This window comes from Winslowiella toletana (assembly GCF_032164335.1).
Taxonomy (GTDB): Bacteria; Pseudomonadota; Gammaproteobacteria; order Enterobacterales; family Enterobacteriaceae; genus Erwinia; species Erwinia toletana_A.
In genome coordinates, this window is record NZ_CP134152.1 from 2,778,679 (window position 1) to 2,799,315 (window position 20,637).

The following is a 20,637-nucleotide window of genomic DNA, read 5'->3' on the forward strand; positions in this document are numbered from 1 at the left end:
AGGTACCGCGAATTACTGCGCTGACGCAGAGGTAAGGAAATCAACTGCCTGCTGGATATCGCGGGTACGTGGCGTCGGCGGCAAGCTGTTAAGAAATACAGCGCCATAGGGGCGCATAACCAGCCGGTTATCGCAAATCACCAGCACGCCACGATCGTCAACATCACGAATCAGACGCCCCACCCCTTGTTTCAGGGTGATAACCGCGTCCGGCAGCTGCACATCATCAAACGGCTCACCGCCGCGCACCTTGCAATCTTCCATCCGCGCTTTTAACAGCGGATCGTCAGGCGAGGTAAACGGCAGTTTATCAATAATCACCAGTGACAGCGCATCGCCGCGCACATCGACGCCTTCCCAGAAACTGCTGGTGGCAACCAATAAGGCGTTGCCGGCAGCAACAAACTGTTTCAGCAACTGTCCTTTGCTGGTCTCGCCCTGCAACAGCACCGGCAGGGTCAGCAGCGCGCGAAACTGTTCTGCCAGCTCACGCATCATTTTGTGCGAGGTACAGAGAAAGAAGCAGCGGCCATTATTCGCCTCGATCAGCGGTAACAGCATGCGAGCCAGCTGACGCGCACCGTCTGGCTGATTCGGTGAAGGCAGATTACGCGGCACGCACAGCAGCGCCTGGCTGGCGTAATCAAACGGACTGGAGAGAATCATCGACTCTGCACCCGTTACGCCCAGCCGCTCAACAAAGTGGCTCATCTGTTCATTAACTGAAAGCGTCGCTGAGGTGAAAATCCACGCTGCCGGGCGCTCATCCATCACTTCGCGGAAGCGTTCGGAGACCGACAGCGGCGTCAGCGCCAGAACAAAGTGGCGTGAATTACACTCATACCAGTAGCTGTAGCCCGGCTGCGACACGTCTTTCAACCGCTTCAACCGGTTGCGATACAGCGCAGCACGTTCAAAAGCAGCATCCAGTAGCGCCGAGCGACCCAGCGACATTTTTGCCACGTCGTAACAGAGTTCCAGTGCGTCATCCAGCAATGTCAGCGCCCGCTGAATATGGCTGTCACTGAGTAGTTCACGTAAGTTGCCGCGAAAACCCGGATCGCCCAGCGCCAGGCGAAAATCCTGCGCACACTGCGCCAGCCGATCGGCAGATTTTTGCAACTGCTGGGCATCGCGGATTTCGGTGCGGTAGGCAATGGTAATATCTTTCGCCAGATCGATTAACTGACGGCTGGAGAGCTGCTGTCCAAAATACTGGCTGGCAATATCCGGCACCTGATGGGCTTCATCGAAGATCATCACGTCGGCTTCGGGGATTAACTCGGCAAAACCGCTCTCTTTCACCACCATATCGGCGAGAAAAAGATGATGGTTAACCACCACCACATCGGCATCCATCGCGCGACGGCGCGCTTTCACCACAAAGCAATCTTTATACAGCGGGCAGTCACTGCCGAGGCAGTTATCATTAGTGCTGGTCACCAGCGGCCAGATGGTACTGTCTTCGGCCACGCCGCCGCAGGTACTGATATCGCCGTCCACGGTTTCATTTGACCAGCCGCGCAGATGAACCAGATCGCTCATTGCCTGCACCGCCAGCTCACCACCGGCCATAGACTGCTGTTCGAGACGTTCAAGACAGAGATAGTTGGAGCGCCCTTTCAGCAACGCGAGGCTGCCTTTAAATTTCAGCGCACGCGCTACGGTCGGCAAGTCGCGGCTGTACAGCTGATCCTGCAACGCCTTCGAGCCGGTAGAGACGATCACTTTTTTACCGGAGCGCAGTGCCGGAGCCAAATAGGCAAAAGTTTTACCCGTGCCGGTACCCGCCTCGACTACCAGCTCGCTGCGGTTTTCAATGGCTTTGGTGACCGCCTCAGCCATTTGTCGCTGCGCTTCACGCGGTTTAAAGCCGGGAATTTCCCGCGCCAGTGCGCCATCTGCTGCAAAATCGTCTGCCACATACCCTCTCTGTCGGAGAAAAACACTGTAATTATGTCAGTATTTTGTATCCTCCTCCACCTTAATCGCCCTGCACCACAGATGACAGCAGGATGCTTTCTGTGGCAGGCTGGCAGCCGAAACCCTTCAGAAGGAAATCTAAATGAGCATTACCCGAATTGATCCTGAGCACCGCATGTCCGAAGCAGTGATTCATAATCAGACTGTTTATTACACCAGCGTGCCGGAAAATCTGGATGAGGATGCTGAAGCGCAAACGGCCAATGCGCTGGCGGTGATCGATGCGCTTCTGACGCGTGTCGGTTCTGATAAAAGTCGTATTCTGGATGCCACCATTTTTCTGGTGAACCTGGAAGATTTCCCGGCGATGAACCGTGCGTGGGACGCATGGGTGTCACCGGGTAACGCACCGGTACGCTGCACGGTGCAGGCGAATCTGATGAATCCGAAATATAAAGTTGAGATCAAGGTTATCGCGGCGATGTAAGCCAGCGCGGCGCGTTACTCTTCGTCGTCCTCGTCTTCGAAACGCGCCGTAATATGCCCACCGGTGTGGGTTTCACGGATCTCCTGCGCCACCAGCGTAATTGCCTGGCCACTGCTCATTCCCTGCGACATCAATTCCTGAATACGCTCCACAGCTTGCTGCTGCTGTTCATGTGATAATGCTGGAAGACCTGTAATCATGGTGACTCCTTACAATGAAGATGCAAATTATTTCACGGCTAACAAACAGATGCCAGCAAGGCAAAAATATGCCAGGCTTGCACTTTTCTGATGTGACGACCTGCTTAATTCGATGCTGCCTGTTTACCACGCCTTAGACTATACGCCCGACGCTCTGCATAATCTGTTTGCACGCGCGGCACATCTGCCCTGGGCAATGCTGCTCAGTTCCGGCTTCGCCGAGCATGCCGATAACCGTTTCGATATTATGGTGGCAGAGCCCTGCGCCACGCTGCAAACTCGCGGTAACATCACGCGCTGGCAGCGGGATGGCATCCTTATCGAGTCGGCGGCTGACCCGCTGACGCTGTTGCAGCAAGCGCTGGATGAGCTGAATCTACCGACCGTGCAGCATCCCGACCTTCCTTTTCAGGGAGGCGCACTGGGGCTGTTTGGTTACGATCTTGGGCGACGTTTCGAGCAACTGCCGCAGACTGCCAGCGCCGATTTGACCACGCCGGATATGGCGGTCGGGCTTTATGACTGGGCGCTTGTCGCCGATCATCATCGCCAGACGCTGACGCTGATTACCCACCAGCAGCATGAGGCCCGACGCGACTGGCTGCTGACGTTGCCGACGGCACAGCCGACTGAAGACTTTACCCTCACCAGCGAATGGCAATCGAATATGACGCCCGCGCAGTACGGTGAGAAGTTCGACAGCATACAGCAGTATCTGCAAGCGGGCGATTGTTATCAGGTAAATCTCGCTCAGCGCTTCACCGCCAGTTATCGTGGTGATGAATGGCAGGCGTTCACTCTGTTGAATCAGCAGAACCGCGCGCCATTCAGCGCTTTTCTCAGGCTGGAACAGAGCGCGATTCTTAGCCTGTCGCCGGAGCGTTTTCTCGAACTGCAACAGGGAGAGATTGAAACCCGTCCGATTAAAGGCACCCTGCCACGCTTAGCGGAGGCTGAGGCCGATCGCCGTCAGGCGGAAACACTGGCGGCGTCGCCGAAAGATCGCGCGGAAAATCTGATGATTGTCGATCTGTTGCGTAATGATATTGGTCGGGTAGCACAACCCGGTACGGTAAAAGTGCCGCAGCTATTTGTCGTTGAACCGTTCCCGGCGGTACATCATCTGGTCAGCACTATTCGTGCGCAACTGAAACCCGAACTGAATGCCAGCGATTTGCTGCGCGCCTGCTTCCCCGGCGGCTCGATTACTGGCGCACCGAAAGTGCGCGCAATGGAAATTATTGAAGAGCTGGAACCACAGCGGCGTAATGCCTGGTGCGGCAGTATTGGCTACCTCAGCCTGTGCGGCCGTATGGATACCAGTATTACCATCCGCACGCTGATTGCCGAACAGGGACAGCTGTTCTGCTCTGCAGGCGGTGGCATCGTTGCCGACAGTAATCAGCAGGCGGAATATCAGGAAACCTACGACAAAGTGAACCGCATTCTTCCTTATTTACGGGATCAACGGCATGACGGCTGAATCACTCACGCTGCCACAGTTTATCACCCGCTTTATGCTGCAACAGCCGGAAACGCAACCGGCCGGGCTACCAACCCGTCGCGCGGCGGTGCTGGTGCCGATTATCGCCCGCCCGCAGCCGACACTGTTGTTGACCCGTCGTGCCGATTCGCTGCGTAAACATGCCGGCCAGGTGGCGTTTCCCGGCGGCATGATGGACCACAGCGATCCCTCACTGGTGTTTACTGCCCTGCGCGAAGCCGAAGAGGAAGTGGCGATTACGCCAGCCAGCGTGCAGGTGATTGGCACCCTGCCCGCCGTAACCAGCAGTACTGGCTTTCAGGTTACGCCGGTGGTCGGCATCCTGCCGGACACCATCACTTACCAGCCGAGTGAAGATGAGGTGGCGGCGGTGTTTGAAATGCCACTGCAGGAAGCGCTGCGTCTTGGCCGCTATACGCCACTGGATATCCACCGTCATGGCATTGAGCATCGCGTGTGGTTATCGTGGTTTGAGGATTACTTTGTCTGGGGCATGACCGCCGGAATTATCCGCCAGCTCAGCCTGCAGATCGGTCAACCCTGATGCGGCTGATGCATTTCACAGCAATTATCGTCTGATATCCGAACAAAACATTATTTTTCACTGGCAATTCCTCAGTAAGCGATCCAAATCACTTACATCAGGCGGCTTTTCATTTATATTCCTCGCACAAACAAAGTCAGTTATGCTATGCCAGCGGCAAACAGGCCGGGCATTAGCCTGAATGTTCTTTTAGATAAGTTTTTTTCATGCGATAGCCATCTTTTTTCCCGCATGATTGCCACCAGTCGCTCTGCTCACCCGATAACCAGGGCAGAGATAACCATTTTAAGGAGCGTGTAGCGTGATTAGCGTTTTCGACATGTTTAAGATCGGCATTGGCCCTTCCAGTTCTCATACGGTAGGACCGATGAAAGCCGGCAAACAGTTCGTCGATGATCTGGTAAAGAATGGCCAGATCTCTTCTGTTACGCGTATTGCCGTCGATGTGTATGGTTCCCTTTCTTTGACCGGCAAAGGTCACCACACTGATATTGCTATCATTATGGGCCTGTCAGGCGCGTCTCCCGATAGCGTCGATATCGACAGCATTCCTGGCTTTATTCGTGATGTTGAGCAACGTCAGCGGCTGCTGCTGGCAAATGGTGAGCATGAAGTCGATTTCCCACGTGAAGGCGGAATGGTGTTCCGCAGTGATAACCTGTCACTGCATGAGAACGGCATGCGCATCCACGCTTTTGCCGGTGATCAACCGATCTACAGCAAAACCTATTACTCTATCGGCGGTGGTTTTATTGTCGATGAAGAGCATTTCGGTGAGTCCACGCTGGACGAGGTCAGCGTGCCGTATCCTTTCCACTCGGCCAAAGAGATGCTGGCTCACTGTCATGAAACCGGCCTGTCACTCTCCGGCATGGTAATGAAAAACGAACTGGCGCTGCACAGCCGTCAGGATATCGAGAAGTATTTTGGCGATGTCTGGCAGGCGATGCGCGACTGTATCGATCGTGGCCTGAATACCGAAGGCGTGCTGCCTGGGCCGTTGCGGGTACCGCGTCGTGCTGCGGCGCTGCGTCGTTTGCTGGTGTCATCCGATAAGCTCTCCAGCGATCCGATGAACGTGATTGACTGGGTTAATATGTTTGCGCTGGCGGTAAATGAAGAGAATGCCGCCGGTGGCCGGGTGGTTACCGCCCCAACTAACGGAGCCTGCGGCATTGTTCCTGCGGTGCTGGCTTACTACGATCACTTTATTGAATCGGTCAGCCCGGATATTTTTATCCGTTATTTCCTTGCCGCCGGTGCGGTTGGCGTGCTGTATAAAATGAATGCCTCTATTTCGGGAGCTGAAGTAGGTTGCCAGGGCGAAGTCGGCGTCGCCTGTTCGATGGCTGCCGCTGGCCTCGCGGAATTGCTGGGTGCCAGCCCAGAGCAGGTTTGCGTTGCGGCCGAAATTGGTATGGAGCACAACCTCGGTCTTACTTGCGATCCGGTTGCGGGTCAGGTGCAGGTGCCGTGCATCGAGCGCAACGCTATCGCCTCGGTAAAAGCGATCAACTCTGCGCGTATGGCAATGCGCCGCACCAGTCAGCCGCGCGTCTCGCTGGATAAAGTCATCGAAACCATGTACGAAACCGGCAAAGACATGAACGCCAAGTATCGTGAAACCTCACGTGGTGGGTTGGCGATCAAAGTACAATGTGACTGATTTTTCTTAAAGTTAACATTCTGCGACATCACGGTAGTTACCTTACTAACTATCGGTTATGCTGTTTACACGCTACAGTAGAACAACGCGGCCTTTTACGGCCGCGTTGTTCTTGTGCTCACCGCGATTTATATTCATTGCTACTAAACTTTCACCAGGCAAGGTCGATAACTAAAACTCGCAATTTTATTGGCGCTTACTTAAGGATGGTTACTGATGCAAGTGTCCCAGCAAATTGTTAGTCAGTTTCGCCGAAAACGACTCTTTATTGCTGCAACTGTCGCCGCATTAGTGATTTTTCTTACCCTGGCTTTTCGTTTTTTTGAAGAGAAATCGCGCATTGAGCAACAGTCACACACCTTTGCCAATGAAGCCATTTTGCGCTTTGACCGCATGTTTTCACCACTGGATGTATCAGCGAATGATAATCTCGGGCTGGTCGGTCAGCGCTGTAGCGACGTGCGCTTTACGCTGGTGGAGAAACTGGCGGCCCTGCAAACACTACGCTCGCTGTTATTGGTAGAGAGTGACAGCATCTATTGCTCCAGCATATTTGGTGAACGTACCCTGTCATTCAGTAAAATATATCCTGAACTGGCGATCCATAATCAGCGCATGCTGTTGACTACCGATAACTATCTGCTTAAAGGCTCACCGGTGTTAATACTGTGGACCCCCATATCGCAGGATAATAATAAATCCGGCATTCTGCAGGTTATTAACGTCGAGATGATGAGCAATTATCTGCTCGAACCGACATTGCCGTGGGTTGAGCGGGCAATATTTAATGTTGGCGGTAAAAGCCTTGAATACGGCACCCCACTGATTCAGCCGGCCATTCCCTCTGAAGATGAGGTGAGTTACGAAGAGGCTTCGCTGCGCTACCCCTACACAATTACTCTGTTTGGCCCATCGCCAGCACGCCTGGCGCTCGCAGCCGTTCCTTCTCAATTGCCGCTGGCGCTTCTGCTCAGTCTGCTGACGGGTTATATCGTCTGGCTGGCAACCGCTAACCGTATGAGTATCGCCTGGGAGATCAGCTATGGCCTGTCGTCCCACGAGTTTCTTGTTTACTGCCAGCCGCTAATTAATGCGCGTACCGGAGAATGTGACGGCATAGAATTGCTGTTGCGCTGGAATAATCCGCGTCAGGGCTGGGTTCCACCGGATGTATTTATTCCAATGGCCGAGCGCCAAAATCTGATTGCACCGCTGACGCGTTACGTGATTAATGAGGTCGTCAGCCAACTGCCTTCGCTGCCCGATACTCCCGATTTTCATATCGCCCTTAACGTAGCGGCCAGCCACTTTCACAATCGCGCCATTCTCAACGATTTACAGCATCTGTGGTGGCCAGCTAATCCGCGTCAACAGCTGGTAATTGAACTCACCGAACGTGATGCCCTGCCGGTGGTCGATCAACGCGTCGTTTCACACCTGCAAAAAGCTGGCGTTAAGTTGGCGATTGACGATTTCGGTACTGGCCACAGCTCGCTTTCCTACCTGAAGACGCTCAGCCCCGACGTGTTGAAAATCGATAAAATCTTCACTGCTTCAATTGGCACCGATGCGATTAACGCCACGGTAACCGATATGGTGATTTCGCTGGCGCAGCGTCTGAATATCAGCCTGGTGGCCGAGGGTGTGGAAACCGCTGAGCAGGCAGCCTATTTGCGTGAACGCGGTGTGGATATTTTACAGGGCTATTATTTTGCCCGACCGATGCCGTTAGCCGATTTCCCGACATGGCTGAGTGAACGTTAGCCTGCTCTGATAGAAAAAAACGGCGCTGTTAAGCGCCGTTTTTTTCTTCGGATGGCGAGGTTATCCTCGCCCGGGCCAACCATCAGGCCTCTTCATCGTCCATTTCGTTGCGTTCTTTGGTCACACGCACCAGATCCACGCGATAATCTGTCGCTTCGATAATCTGGAAGCGCAGTGGCGGCAGCTCAATGACATCACCGGGTAACGGCAACTGTCCTTTCTGCGCAATCAGTAAGCCCGCCAGCGAAGCATGATCGTCTTCGGCTTTAACCAAATCCTGAGTATCCAGCAGCTGCTGCAACGAGTGAAGATCGGTGCCGCCTTTAACCAGCCAGCCGTCGCCGTCGGCAATGATATCCGGCGTTTCATCCTCATCAGGAAATTCACCGGCAATCGCTTCCAGCACGTCCAGCGGTGTGATCAGCCCCTGCACCACGCCAAACTCGTTGGTGACCACCACAAAGCTGCCCTTGGCACGGCGTAATACACCCAGCAGGTTAATCGGATCGAGCGTTTCTGGCACGATAATCGGCGGCGTCGCCGACGCGAAAGTGGCCACATCAATACCATGATCCAGCGCCACTAACAGCTCTTTGGCACGCACCACACCGATAATTTCATCCAGTTCACCGCGACACACCGGGAACAGGCTGTGCGGCGTATCCAGCAGCTGAATGCGAATCTCATCCAGCGGGCGCTCAGCATCAACCCAGGAGATTTCGCCGCGCGGCGTCATAATGCTGCGCACCGAACGCGAGGCCAGCGTTAATACGCCGTTAATCATGTAGCGCTCTTCGTCCTTAAAGGCTTCCTTCGGCATTACCGATGTCACTTCGCTGGTCTCACTGTTTACCTGCTGCGAACCCTGGCGCCCGCCCATCAGGCGCAGAATCGCTTCTGCGGTACGCTCACGCATCGGGCGGTGCGACTGATGACGGACAAAGTTACGTCGCGCAATCTGGTTAAACAGCTCGATAAGAATCGAGAAGCCGATCGCCGCGTACAGGTAACCTTTCGGAATGTGGAATCCAAAGCCTTCAGCGACCAGGCTCAGACCAATCATCAGCAGGAAGCTGAGACACAGCACCACAACTGTCGGATGCGCGTTAACAAAGTTAGTTAACGGCTTGGACGCCAGCAGCATAACCCCCATCGCAATGATCACCGCGGTCATCATTACTGCCAGGTCATTGACCATACCGACTGCGGTTATTACCGCATCAAGTGAGAACACCGCATCCAGTATGACAATCTGAATCACCACTGCCCAAAAACTGGCGTAGCTGCGGTTGCCATCACTCTCATGTTGACGGTTCTCCAGCCGTTCATGCAACTCCATGGTTGCCTTAAACAACAGAAATACACCGCCGAACAGTAAAATCAAATCACGCCCGGAGAAACTAAAGTCCGCCACGCTGAATAACGGCTTGGTCAGCGTCACCATCCACGAAATCAGCGACAACAGCCCCAGACGCATCAACAGCGCCAGTGACAGGCCGATAATACGCGCTTTATCGCGCTGCTTCGGTGGCAATTTATCCGCAAGAATGGCGATAAATACCAGGTTATCAATACCCAGCACGATCTCAAGAACGATAAGCGTCAGCAGACCGGCCCAAATTGAGGGGTCTAAGAGAAATTCCATTACAGACTCCGAAACAAGGAACAGGACAACGCCGCCACCATATTAATGGGCGTGCGTGGGGAATAACGACAGGCAATAGTGCGTGATACGCCGGAAGGCGTCAGAAAACAAGCCGGATGACCCGGTGGCATGGATAAACAACTTCGGTGACAGTCCATAGGGAGGGCAAAGGCCCGTTACTCCTGTAGCAAAAAAGAGTCATTACTCTACCAGCAGAAACATTGTCGTCAAAATATTTTCTTACAGTTAACAAAACTGCTTTATTTGGCTGCCTGATAAATGAGCAGAATGACAAATCATCAAGTTATACATCGGATTAACTGAGCGAGGTCACATAATTTATTTTTTCACAGACTAAAATAATTGTCGAAACATTCGCTGTATATCCTGACTCTGCAAAAAATCTTTACTGATGATTGCAGCGTTGTCTTGGGGTGGGCTTATCGCTGTTGCGATAAACTCGTTGGCGGCTCAGTGCTCACTGGCTGAAACGCTCACTATTCTAAAAGGAGGTAGCAAGTGACTATTGCTATTGTCATCGGCACGCATGGTTGGGCAGCAGAGCAGCTTCTGAAAACCGCCGAAATGCTGTTGGGTGATCAGGAAAACGTCGGCTGGATTGATTTTGTCCCCGGTGAAAATGCTGAAACCCTGATTGAGAAGTACACTGCGCGCCTTGCTGAACTCGACACCAGCCAGGGCGTGCTGTTCCTCGTTGATACCTGGGGTGGCAGCCCGTTTAATGCCGCCAGCCGTATTGTGGTCGATAAACAAAACTATGAAGTCATCGCCGGCGTTAATATTCCAATGCTGGTGGAAACGCTGATGGCACGTGACGATGATCCGGCATTCGATGAGCTGGTGGCAGTGGCAGTGGAAACCGGCCGTGAGGGCGTCAAAGCACTGAAGGCTAAAGAGCCTGAACCCGCAGCGGTGGCCGCAACTAAACCCGCCGCACCTGCCGCACCAACCAAACCAATGAGCGCGGAAGACCATATGAAAATTGGTCTGGCCCGTATTGATGACCGCCTGATCCACGGCCAGGTCGCCACCCGCTGGACTAAAGAAACCAACGTAAACCGCATTATCGTCGTCAGTGATGAAGTCGCTGCCGATAACGTGCGCAAAACCCTGCTGACCCAGGTCGCCCCTCCAGGGGTCACTGCACATGTGGTGGACGTCGCGAAAATGGTGCGCGTCTACAACAACCCGAAATACGGTCAGGATAAAGTGATGCTGCTGTTCACCAACCCGACGGATGTCGAGCGTATTGTGGCAGAGGGCGTCAATATCACCTCGGTCAATGTCGGTGGCATGGCATTCCGCCAGGGTAAAACCCAGGTGAACAATGCGGTGTCAGTTGATGAAAAAGATATTGCCGCGTTTAAGAAGCTTAACGATCGCGGAATTGAGCTGGAAGTCAGAAAGGTCTCGTCCGACCAGAAACTGAAAATGATGGACCTGATTGCCAAAGTGAATCAATAAGTTGAAAGCCTTATTCATCGCCTGACGCGTCAGGTTTAACTCAGAATGCTTATGTCAGAAGGAGAAGTGCAATGGAGATTACCACTCTTCAAATTGTACTGATATTTATTGTCGCCTGCGTCGCAGGTATGGGATCGATTCTTGATGAGTTTCAGTTTCACCGTCCGTTGGTGGCCTGTACGTTAATTGGCTTTGTGCTGGGAGATGTTAAAACCGGGATTATTATCGGCGGTACGCTGGAAATGATCGCCCTTGGCTGGATGAACATTGGTGCGGCAGTGGCACCCGATGCCGCCCTCGCCTCGATTATTTCGACCATTCTGGTTATCGCCGGTGGGCAAAGCATCGGAGCCGGTATCGCACTGGCTATTCCGCTGGCCGCAGCTGGCCAGGTTCTGACCATTATTGTGCGTACGATTACCGTTGCCTTCCAGCACGCCGCCGATAAAGCGGCCGATAAAGGTAATCTGACCGCAATCAGCTGGATTCACGTTTCGGCATTAGTGTTGCAGGCGATGCGTATTGCCATTCCGGCACTGATCGTTGCTGTATCCGTCGGCACCAGCGTAGTACACAACCTGCTGAACTCGATTCCGGAAGTTGTGACCAATGGCCTGAATATCGCCGGTGGCATGATTGTCGTGGTCGGTTATGCAATGGTCATCAATATGATGCGTGCCGGTTACCTGATGCCGTTCTTCTATCTTGGCTTCGTGACCGCGGCATTTACCGAATTCAACCTGGTCGCACTGGGTGTCATTGGGGTGGTAATGGCACTGCTCTATATTCAGCTCAGCCCGAAATATAACCGCGTCGCGGGTGCAGCAGCGTCTGGCCCGGCAAAAAACGACCTCGATAACGAATTAGACTAAGGATAAGGTGAGAGAAATGGTTGATACCACTACCACACAAAAAAAACTCACACCCGGTGATATTCGCGGTGTATTTCTGCGCTCAAACCTGTTCCAGGGATCATGGAACTTTGAACGCATGCAGGCGCTCGGTTTCTGCTTCTCAATGGTGCCGGTGATTCGTCGCCTTTACCCGGAGAATAACGACCAGCGTAAACAGGCAATTAAACGTCACCTTGAGTTCTTTAACACCCACCCGTACGTGGCAGCCCCAATACTGGGCGTGACCATGGCGATGGAAGAGCAGCGTGCCAACGGTGCACCGATTGATGATGCGGCGATTAACGGCATCAAAGTCGGTCTGATGGGGCCACTGGCAGGCGTCGGCGACCCCATCTTCTGGGGTACGGTGCGCCCGGTATTTGCCGCACTCGGAGCCGGTATCGCCATGAGTGGCAGCCTGCTCGGTCCGATACTGTTCTTCGTGCTGTTTAACCTGGTGCGTCTGGCAACTCGCTATTATGGCGTCGCGTATGGCTATAAAAAAGGTGTCGATATTGTTAGCGACATGGGCGGCGGCTTCCTGCAAAAACTGACCGAGGGGGCGTCAATTCTCGGCCTGTTTGTCATGGGGGCACTGGTTAATAAGTGGACGCATGTTAACATTCCACTGGTGGTGTCGAGGATCACCGATCAGACCGGTCAGACCAATGTCACCACCGTTCAGACCATCCTTGATCAGCTGATGCCAGGACTGGTGCCACTGCTGTTGACCTTTGGCTGTATGTGGCTGCTGCGACGTAAAGTGAATGCGCTGTGGATTATCATGGGCTTCTTTGCCATTGGTATCTTCGGCTACTGGATTGGTTTACTCGGACTGTAAACTGCTGAACCGGGAGCCTGGCTCCCGGTTTTTTATTGCAGAGTCTTTTTATCAGCGTTTACGCCAAACGCTGACAAAACGACTTTCACGGAGCTGTAGTATGTCTTTAACCGATTATCTCATCATTGCCGTTATCGCCCTGTTTCTGCTGTACGCGATTTATGATGAATTACTGATGGATCGTCTGCGCGGTAAAACCCGTCTGAAAGTGCTGCTGCAACGCCGTAACAAGCTGGATAGCCTGATCTTTATCGGCTTGATCGCCATTTTGCTTTATCACAACGTTTCAGCCAACGGGCCACAAGTTACCACGACGTTACTGCTGATTCTGGCTTTTATCGCCATTTATATTTTCTGGATTCGCCGACCGAAATTGTTGTTAAAACCGCAGGGCTTTTTCTACGCGAACGTCTGGGTAGCTTATTCCCGTATCAAAAGTATGAATTTATCGGAAGATGGCGTACTGGTGATGCAATTAGAGCAGCGCCGCCTGCTGATTTACGTCAGAGAATTAGACGACCTTGAAAGAATTTATAAAACAATGGTAGAAAATCAATAAGTTAAAATATAGCCAAGGGTATGAATTATACCCCAGGCATGTTAATTCTAATCACTAATAAAACTGCGGATATTATTTTTCTGTTAAAACCGCAATAACATTGCGCTTAATTTAAACAGCAACGGATAAGTCAGATAATTAATGAAAATCGTTATCAGTTGGCGCTAAAAAATAATGAATTTTAATTTGCCTTCATTTGTCGCTGTGATATTGTAGCCAGCGTCATTGGGGAGTAGCCGATTTCTGACGGAGTGTCAGAAATGCATCTGTCAACATACTCGTTTAGAGATAAACGTGGCAGCTGCGGCCCGCAGCGGGAAGGCGAGACCATAGACACGTGCCCATGTAAGGTTGGGGATGGCGCACGTGTATATGGATGTCCCGGCCGAGGTTACGACTTCGATGAATCTTTCCGCAATGCTTATTCTTGCTTTTGGCATGTCTATGGATGCTTTTGCCGCCTCGATCGGTAAAGGTGCAGCCCTGCATAAACCCCGTTTTTCCGAAGCACTCCGTACTGGCTTAATCTTTGGCGTAATCGAAGCCATTACACCGTTAATTGGTTGGTGTATTGGTCAGTTTGCGACGCAATTTGTCATGGGATGGAGCGACTGGATCGCGTTTATACTGCTGGCGTTTCTCGGTGGGCGAATGATCGCCGAGGGGTTTCGTGGCCAGAGCAGCGACTGCGCGCCGGTGCACCGTCACGGTTTCTGGCTGCTGGTGATGACCGCAATCGCCACCAGCCTTGATGCGATGGCGATTGGCGTCAGCCTTGCCTTCCTGCAAGTCAACATACTGCAAACCGCGATGATGATCGGCCTGGCAACGCTGATTATGTCAACAGCAGGCATTATGGTCGGGCGCTTTATCGGGCCGATGCTTGGCAAGCGTGCCGAGATCCTCGGCGGCGTAGTGCTGATCGGCATTGGTTGCAGTATTCTTTACTCCAGCCTGGCTTAATCGCGCTGCCACAGCGTCAGCACAAAATCCGTCTCGCAGATAAACGCCGTCTCACCGACCAGCTGCCCCCATACTTCCGGGCGCGCACGCCAGGCGAATGGCGTCATTTGTAACAACGCAGCGGCTTCTTCGCCGTTAAGCGTCATCGGGTAACTCAACGCCTGCTGATCAACGCGCGTAAAGCCTTCCGGCTGCTCTTCACTCTCATCATGCAGCTTTACCTGCTGATAAATAAGTTCTTTGAACTGCAACAGGTGACGCGGCCCTGGCGCAACCGTCAGCAAATATCCGCCCTGACGAATGACTCGCGCCAGCTCGCTGGCTTTGCACGGCGCATAAATGCGCAGCACCGCATCCAATGACTGCGCGGCGAAAGGCAGGCGATGGCTGGAGGCCACGCAGAAGCTAATTTCCGGATAGCGTTTCGCGGCATAGCGAATGGCGACCTTAGACACGTCCAGACCATATATTTGACGGCTTTCACGCTGCGATAAACGCTGGCTGACTGCTTCAGTGTAATACCCTTCACCACAGCCAATATCCAGCAGGCTGACCGCCTGCTGTGGCAATACGCTGTCCAGCAGTGCAGCTACCTGCTGCTGTAACGGCTGATAGTGACCGGCATCAAGAAACTCACGGCGCGCCTGCATCATCTCCGCACTGTCGCCCGGCTGTTTAGAACGCTTATGCTGTACCGGCAGCAGATTGACGTAGCCCTCTTTCGCGCAATCAAACTGATGTTGATTCGTGCAGCGCCAGCTGCGCTCATTAAGCGCCAGCGGTTGCTGACAAAGTGGACAAAGGTACGGCATTCAGGCTCTCCGGCAAAAAATCAGGGCGGCAGTTTACACCTTTCATCGCCTGCGTGCGTCAGTAATCCACTCAGATTCGCGTCAGGCGCAACAAAAAAGCCCCGTCACGAATGACGGGGCTTTCACAATTCAGTTTCAGCGGCGTTATGAATTACAACACCTTGCTGAGGCTGAGATCGAAATCAGATTGCATTAACGTTAACTGCAGCTGGACCTTTCTGGCCGTCCTGAATTTCGAACTCAACATTCTGGCCTTCAGCCAGAGTTTTGAAGCCGTTACCCTGGATTGCAGAGAAGTGTACGAACACATCTTTGCTGCCGTCAGCAGGAGTAATGAAACCAAAACCTTTAGACTCGTTGAACCACTTAACCTGACCTTTAATCTTTGCCATTATGCAAATTCCTTAGATTGTTTTATTCGCCCGGAGGCTTACTTACTGAGAAACCAGAGACATTACTGAATGAGGCACTAATTTAAGGTTCGGCAAGGAAGCGGTATTCAACGTCAACGTTTTTACTCAGAACTTCATTACTGAAAATGCCACACATAAGCAGAACTGTACCTCGTTTTACCCAGAAAGCGTTATCACATATCCTTTAATTAATGGCAAGCCATTTTTAAACAGTGATCGACCTGCCGCACATTATTGAAACGACTAACGGCACGGAATGCACAAATATGCACGCTTTCGGGCTAAACAGACATACAACCCAGGCAGGAAAGGCCCACCCAGCATGTCTATAACGTCCCGATTACTTTAGCCTAAACTAAAGGTTTCGTCTAATACGACCTTGCGCTAACTCATTACTATTCAGCATAAATATTGCATAAATATTGCAAAGAACTTCTGTATAGATTGATTAAAGCAGCCGGTAACAAGCTAAAAGTTTGCAGATGTAACTTGTACAACAAGTATCCTTTCGTACAAATTAAACATTAAATTGCACCAAAATCAGGAGCATTATTTCGCCCTGCCCCAATTAAATGCAACGCTGATAAATTACTCACTAATTTGATCTGTTCCCAAGCAGAATTATAAATAATGTGATTAGTGGAATGTTCTGCGGTTGATATCTGTCACCCTAAGATTATTCCTGGATAATATTATTTATCAGCGCTCTTGCTCCTATTCTCCACGGCTGGAAGCGTTGTGGATCAAGCCCTGCCGACTGCATCGAATGCGCCAGTTCGGCTGGCGGCGTATCCAGTGATTCATCAGCCAGCTCAAATACTCCCCAGTGAATCGGAATAGATAGAGGGCAACCCAGATCTCGGTGCAAAGAAACCGCCTGCTGCGGATCCATATGCTGGGCGTGCATGAACCATTTTGGTGCATAGGCACCGACCGGTAACGCGGCCAGATTAAAAGGCCCAAGACGGCGCGGGATTTCGAGTAAATTTTCGGAGTAGCCGCTGTCGCCGGTGAACCAGAAATTCAGTTTTTTGACGTTTATTGTCCAGCCACACCACAGTGAACGATTACGATCTCGCAGCGTGCGCATACTCCAGTGACGTGCCGGTACGGCATGAATGGTCATGCCCGCCAGCTCAGTAGCTTGCCACCAGTCTGCCTGACTGACATGGCGCGCGCCCTGGCGAATAAACCACGGCTTCAGGCCGAGCGGCACAACAAACTGCACTTCAGGAAAGCGCCGCAAAATTTTCTTGATGGTTGGACGATCGAGATGATCGTAATGATTATGCGAAATAAGCACCACATCCAGCCGGGGTAAATCGTCGATATTCAGCGCCGCAGGCGTTTTACGTGCCGGGCCATACCAGCGCAACGGCGAAGCGCGCTGAGATAACGCCGGATCGATCAGGGTATAGCGCTGATCGATACGCAGCATCAGGCAAGCGTGTCCCAGCCACCAGACAGCATCCTGATCGCCGGAGAGGTCTGCTGGCTGCCACCATTGGGAGATAAACCCGGCATACCCTGCTGCGGGCGGAAATGGCAGCCCCTGCGCTTTACGCTCCTTGCGCCAACGCGCTAAATCGCCCTGCTGACGTAAATCAGTTTCCGGATTACAAAAACCCTCTGGCGTATGGTGCGCCTTAGACGGGTCATACCACGGATTTTTCCACGCCATATTCAACGCTCCTCAGCGCGTAACATTGCTTATCGCTCAGGAATCAGGCGAGTGAAATCTTTCTCGTCCTGCTGCTCCACTGCGTTTTTGCTCTCACTACCGCTGACGCTATCCGTCAGGCGGCGCAACAGCGCGTTTTGCTTTTTCTGCTCATCCAGCAGCGATTCCAGCAGGCGAATCTGCTCACTGGCACGCACGCTGGCGCGGTTAACAAAAAACCATGCGATCAGGCCAACAATGACCAGCGCTGCACTAAATCCCATTGACGCAAAACCCATCACGCCATTCGCCATCTCATTCATACAAACCTCAGTGTTACCGTACTTTCAAAGGTTGCTGCAATGCGCACAACACAACCTGTCGATTTTACTCGCTCGGCAGCGAATTGATAGATAACTCACATAATTTGCTGGTGAAATCTGAGTAATACTCATCGCTTTCAGCATCCTCTTATCGACGGGATGTGCAGCAAACGGCATGGTGCTATGCTGAGCGCGACGGCTGATGATGAGGAACAGCCTGATTAAACATGGAGACAAAAATGAAAATGATTATTCGTATCGTCATACTGCTGGCGATTATTTGGCTGGCGATGTTATTAACGGGCTACGGGGTGTTGACCGGCAGTAACAAAAATGCCGCAGGCATGGGTTTACAGTGTCAGTATCTGACCGCACGCGGTATGGTTTCGGCACAATATCTGCATACCGACAGCGGGATTATCGGCGTGACTGACTGCCCAATCCTGAAGAAAACCGGTGAAGTGGTCGATAATTAATTGACGCCGATCGGCTGGCGGCGTACTGGCCGCCAGCCGCATCAGATTCAGAATGGATAGTCGTGATAGCCCATCTGGGATGACAGCGCACTCGCAGCGCGATGCAGCATGCTGACATAATCTTTTTTATTCTCTTCCGCGAAGCGAATTGTCGGGAATGACATACTCAGACCTGCAATCACCACGCCAAAACGGTCAAACACCGGCACTGCGATACAGCGTAAGCCCTCTTCCTGCTCTTCGTTATCCTCGCCGAATCCCTGCGATTTTACTTTCTCCAGCACCGGTAACAGCTCTTCAGCACTGGCCAAAGTACGCGCGGTGCTGCGGGTAAATTCTACATGCTGCAAAATTTCCTGCACTTCGGCCGGATCGCGCCATGCCAGTAATACTTTACCAATCGCGGTGCTGTGCAGCGGGTTACGACGGCCAATGCGCGAATACATCCGCAGGTTGTACATTGAGTCGATTTTATGAATATAGACAATGCTGTCTTCTTCCAGCGCGCCGAGATGAATGGTTTCTTTGGTCAGGCGCGACAGCTCCCGCATTTGGATATCGGCGCTGCGGATCAAATCGACGTTTTGCAGCGCTTTCGCACCCAGCTCAAACAATTTCAGCGTCAGAGCATACTTTTCCGATTCGCCCTCCTGCGACACATAGCCAAGTGACTTCATGGTCTGCAGAAAACGGTAGACGGTGCTTTTAGACATCATCACGCGCTGCGACAGTTCGGTAATGCCGTTTTCACGCTCTTCACCTAACGCCTGCAAAATGCCAAACACTTTTAGCACGGAAGAGACGGAGTCGGGCTGCTTATCAAGATCTGCATTGGCCATAAATCACAACCTTTCTGAAATTGTTTTACAAAAAATGGAACACTATTTCTAGTATACGTGTGAGGTTGCCGATATCGCAATTAAATCACGCAGTTTGCGCCAGCAGGAGCACAGCGAGTTTTGCTATTAAATGCGATGCATTAGTCGCAGAAAGCCATTAGCATGATGATATTCACACTCATGATTAATTTCTCCTTATGTCACAAACCTCTCAAATGGATGGCTTACCCATCCCGCAGCGTTACGGCGCGATCATTGCTATTGCGCTGGGCATCACCGTCGCGGTACTGGACGGTGCGATTGCTAACGTCGCGCTGCCAACCATCGCCCGCGATTTGCAGGCCAGCCCGGCCCAGTCAATCTGGATCGTCAATGCCTATCAGCTGGCGATCATTGTTTCTCTGCTGTCGCTGTCATTTCTCGGCGATATTCTTGGTTATCGCCGGATTTATCAGTGGGGATTGGTGGTTTTTAGCTGCACATCACTGTTCTGTGCGCTCTCCAGCTCGCTGGAGATGCTGACTTTTGCCAGGGTGTTACAGGGATTTGGTGGTGCTGCACTGATGAGTGTTAATACCGCGCTGATCCGCATTATCTATCCCCAGCGCCATCTCGGGCGCGGTATGGGGATAAATTCGCTGATCGTGGCAGTTTCCACTGCAGCAGGCCCTACAGTGGCGGCTGCGGTGTTATCAGTGGCTTCCTGGCAATGGTTGTTCTTTATCAACGTTCCGGTAGGTATTGCCGCGCTGTGGCTCGCGCTGCGCTTTCTGCCGGATAATCCGCTGAAGGCGCAAGGACAGCGTTTTGACATAACCAGTGCCGTGATGAATGCGCTAACCTTCGGTCTGCTGATCTCCGCGCTGAGCGGTGCAGCGCAGGGCCAGCGCTGGGAAATTATCGCGGCAGAGTTGGTGGCGTTACTGGTGATCGGGATTCTGTTTATCCGCCGTCAGCTTACCTTGCCGTTTCCGCTGTTGCCGGTCGATCTGCTGCGCATTCCGATTTTCTCACTGTCGATTTGCACCTCCGTTTGCTCATTCTGCGCGCAAATGCTGGCAATGGTATCGCTGCCGTTCTATCTGCAAAGCGTGCTGGGACGCAGTGAAGTCGCAACCGGATTGCTGTTGACGCCGTGGCCGCTGGCCACCATGGTGATGGCGCCGATTGCCGGCCGCTTAATTGAGCGCTACCACGCCGGTCTGCTCGGCGGTATTGGACTGGCGATGTTTGCCGCCGGTCTGTTTGCGCTGGCGTTATTGCCACCCGCACCGGCCGATGTCGATATCATCTGGAGAATGATGCTGTGCGGTGCCGGTTTTGGCCTGTTCCAGTCACCAAACAATCATACGATTATCTCTTCCGCACCGCGTAACCGCAGTGGCGGTGCCAGTGGCATGCTGGGTACTGCACGTCTGTTGGGGCAAACCAGTGGTGCGGCGCTGGTGGCACTGATGTTTAATCTGTTTGGTACTCACGGCACCCATGCTTCGCTAATTATGGCCGGATGCTTCTCCAGTGCGGCAGCCATTGTCAGTGCAATGCGCATGACCCAGCCACGCGCCGGAAAATAAAAAAGGGGAACATAAGGCCCCCTTCAATCGCAGGGGCGGCTTTTCGCCGCCCAAGCCGCGAGTGAT

At 52.6% G+C, this 20,637-nt stretch carries 20 protein-coding genes, 1 pseudogene and 1 riboswitch; of the genes and pseudogenes, 12 read left to right on the forward strand and 9 right to left on the reverse strand.

The annotated features are described in order from the left end of the window. Positions 1-12: 12 nt before the first annotated feature. Positions 13-1,923 carry an ATP-dependent DNA helicase gene (locus tag RIN69_RS12915; RefSeq protein ID WP_313852251.1) on the reverse strand — a complete coding sequence of 637 codons (1,911 nt, stop codon included), beginning with the start codon at positions 1,921-1,923 and terminating at the stop codon, positions 13-15. 142 nt (positions 1,924-2,065) lie between these two features. On the opposite strand from RIN69_RS12915, the gene RIN69_RS12920 reads away from it, so the two are divergent. Further along, positions 2,066-2,410, forward strand: a complete 345-nt coding sequence (locus tag RIN69_RS12920) for a RidA family protein (RefSeq protein WP_313852253.1) — start codon at positions 2,066-2,068, stop codon at positions 2,408-2,410. 14 nt (positions 2,411-2,424) lie between these two features. On the opposite strand, the gene RIN69_RS12925 is transcribed toward RIN69_RS12920, so the two are convergent. Further along, the gene (locus RIN69_RS12925) at positions 2,425-2,610 is read right to left on the reverse strand and encodes a YoaH family protein (RefSeq protein ID WP_313852255.1); all 186 of its coding nucleotides are present in this window, start codon (positions 2,608-2,610) and stop codon (positions 2,425-2,427) included. 112 nt (positions 2,611-2,722) lie between these two features. On the opposite strand from RIN69_RS12925, the gene pabB reads away from it, so the two are divergent. The 4 genes from pabB (at position 2,723) to RIN69_RS12945 (ending at position 8,088) form a co-directional block, all read left to right on the forward strand. Next, positions 2,723-4,093 (forward strand): aminodeoxychorismate synthase component 1, encoded by a 1,371-nt coding sequence (gene pabB / locus RIN69_RS12930; RefSeq protein WP_313852257.1) that lies wholly within the window; start codon positions 2,723-2,725, stop codon positions 4,091-4,093. Then, on the forward strand, positions 4,083-4,658 hold the full coding sequence (locus RIN69_RS12935) for a CoA pyrophosphatase (protein ID WP_313852259.1): 576 nt from the start codon (positions 4,083-4,085) through the stop codon (positions 4,656-4,658). The genes pabB and RIN69_RS12935 overlap by 11 nt, the downstream gene beginning before the upstream one ends. Positions 4,659-4,959: 301 nt before the next feature. Next, entirely contained in the window at positions 4,960-6,324 is a 1,365-nt protein-coding gene (gene sdaA, locus RIN69_RS12940; RefSeq protein ID WP_313852261.1) for an L-serine ammonia-lyase, read from the forward strand. A 216-nt stretch (positions 6,325-6,540) separates the two neighbouring features. After that, positions 6,541-8,088, forward strand: coding sequence for an EAL domain-containing protein (locus tag RIN69_RS12945; protein ID WP_313852263.1), 1,548 nt, complete (start codon positions 6,541-6,543; stop codon positions 8,086-8,088). Positions 8,089-8,170: 82 nt separating this feature from the next. Here RIN69_RS12945 and RIN69_RS12950 read toward each other — a convergent pair whose 3' ends face one another. Further along, on the reverse strand, positions 8,171-9,733 hold the full coding sequence (locus RIN69_RS12950) for a TerC family protein (protein WP_313852265.1): 1,563 nt from the start codon (positions 9,731-9,733) through the stop codon (positions 8,171-8,173). 519 nt (positions 9,734-10,252) lie between these two features. Here RIN69_RS12950 and manX point away from each other — a divergent pair. The 5 genes from manX (at position 10,253) to mntP (ending at position 14,474) form a co-directional block, all read left to right on the forward strand. Then, positions 10,253-11,218, forward strand: coding sequence for a PTS mannose transporter subunit IIAB (gene manX, locus RIN69_RS12955; protein WP_313852267.1), 966 nt, complete (start codon positions 10,253-10,255; stop codon positions 11,216-11,218). 71 nt (positions 11,219-11,289) lie between these two features. Further along, positions 11,290-12,090 carry a PTS mannose/fructose/sorbose transporter subunit IIC gene (locus tag RIN69_RS12960; RefSeq protein WP_313852270.1) on the forward strand — a complete coding sequence of 267 codons (801 nt, stop codon included), beginning with the start codon at positions 11,290-11,292 and terminating at the stop codon, positions 12,088-12,090. Between the two features lie 16 nt (positions 12,091-12,106). Continuing rightward, on the forward strand, positions 12,107-12,952 hold the full coding sequence (locus RIN69_RS12965) for a PTS mannose transporter subunit IID (RefSeq protein WP_313852272.1): 846 nt from the start codon (positions 12,107-12,109) through the stop codon (positions 12,950-12,952). 100 nt (positions 12,953-13,052) lie between these two features. Then, positions 13,053-13,511, forward strand: a complete 459-nt coding sequence (locus RIN69_RS12970; protein ID WP_313852274.1) for a DUF986 family protein — start codon at positions 13,053-13,055, stop codon at positions 13,509-13,511. 215 nt (positions 13,512-13,726) lie between these two features. After that, a riboswitch (yybP-ykoY riboswitch) is annotated at positions 13,727-13,901 on the forward strand. Between the two features lie 12 nt (positions 13,902-13,913). Next, a complete protein-coding gene (gene mntP / locus RIN69_RS12975) occupies positions 13,914-14,474 on the forward strand; it encodes a manganese efflux pump MntP (protein ID WP_313852276.1) in 561 nt (186 codons plus the stop codon). On the opposite strand, the gene rlmA is transcribed toward mntP, so the two are convergent. The 5 genes and pseudogenes from rlmA to RIN69_RS13000 form a co-directional block, all read right to left on the reverse strand. Further along, a complete protein-coding gene (gene rlmA, locus RIN69_RS12980; RefSeq protein ID WP_313852278.1) occupies positions 14,471-15,286 on the reverse strand; it encodes a 23S rRNA (guanine(745)-N(1))-methyltransferase in 816 nt (271 codons plus the stop codon). The two genes, mntP and rlmA, sit on opposite strands and share 4 nt — an antisense overlap. Before the next feature lie 182 nt (positions 15,287-15,468). Further along, the gene (gene cspE, locus RIN69_RS12985) at positions 15,469-15,678 is read right to left on the reverse strand and encodes a transcription antiterminator/RNA stability regulator CspE (RefSeq protein WP_313852280.1); all 210 of its coding nucleotides are present in this window, start codon (positions 15,676-15,678) and stop codon (positions 15,469-15,471) included. A gap of 85 nt (positions 15,679-15,763) precedes the next feature. After that, positions 15,764-15,835, reverse strand: a pseudogene (locus RIN69_RS12990) (DUF2627 domain-containing protein); the annotation flags it as partial. Positions 15,836-16,375: 540 nt separating this feature from the next. Then, positions 16,376-17,380: an MBL fold metallo-hydrolase gene (locus RIN69_RS12995; protein WP_313852282.1), complete on the reverse strand. Its 1,005-nt coding sequence runs from the start codon at positions 17,378-17,380 to the stop codon at positions 16,376-16,378. Positions 17,381-17,409: 29 nt separating this feature from the next. Next, positions 17,410-17,682, reverse strand: coding sequence for a YebO family protein (locus RIN69_RS13000; protein WP_313852284.1), 273 nt, complete (start codon positions 17,680-17,682; stop codon positions 17,410-17,412). 239 nt (positions 17,683-17,921) lie between these two features. On the opposite strand from RIN69_RS13000, the gene RIN69_RS13005 reads away from it, so the two are divergent. Next, positions 17,922-18,158 carry a YobH family protein gene (locus RIN69_RS13005; RefSeq protein ID WP_313852286.1) on the forward strand — a complete coding sequence of 79 codons (237 nt, stop codon included), beginning with the start codon at positions 17,922-17,924 and terminating at the stop codon, positions 18,156-18,158. Positions 18,159-18,205: 47 nt separating this feature from the next. Here the strand turns inward: RIN69_RS13005 and kdgR are convergent, their stop codons facing one another. Beyond that, on the reverse strand, positions 18,206-18,997 hold the full coding sequence (kdgR, locus tag RIN69_RS13010; protein ID WP_313852288.1) for a DNA-binding transcriptional regulator KdgR: 792 nt from the start codon (positions 18,995-18,997) through the stop codon (positions 18,206-18,208). A 197-nt stretch (positions 18,998-19,194) separates the two neighbouring features. Between kdgR and RIN69_RS13015 the strand changes: the two genes are divergently transcribed. Continuing rightward, a complete protein-coding gene (locus RIN69_RS13015) occupies positions 19,195-20,571 on the forward strand; it encodes an MFS transporter (protein WP_313852290.1) in 1,377 nt (458 codons plus the stop codon). Positions 20,572-20,637: the final 66 nt, after the last annotated feature.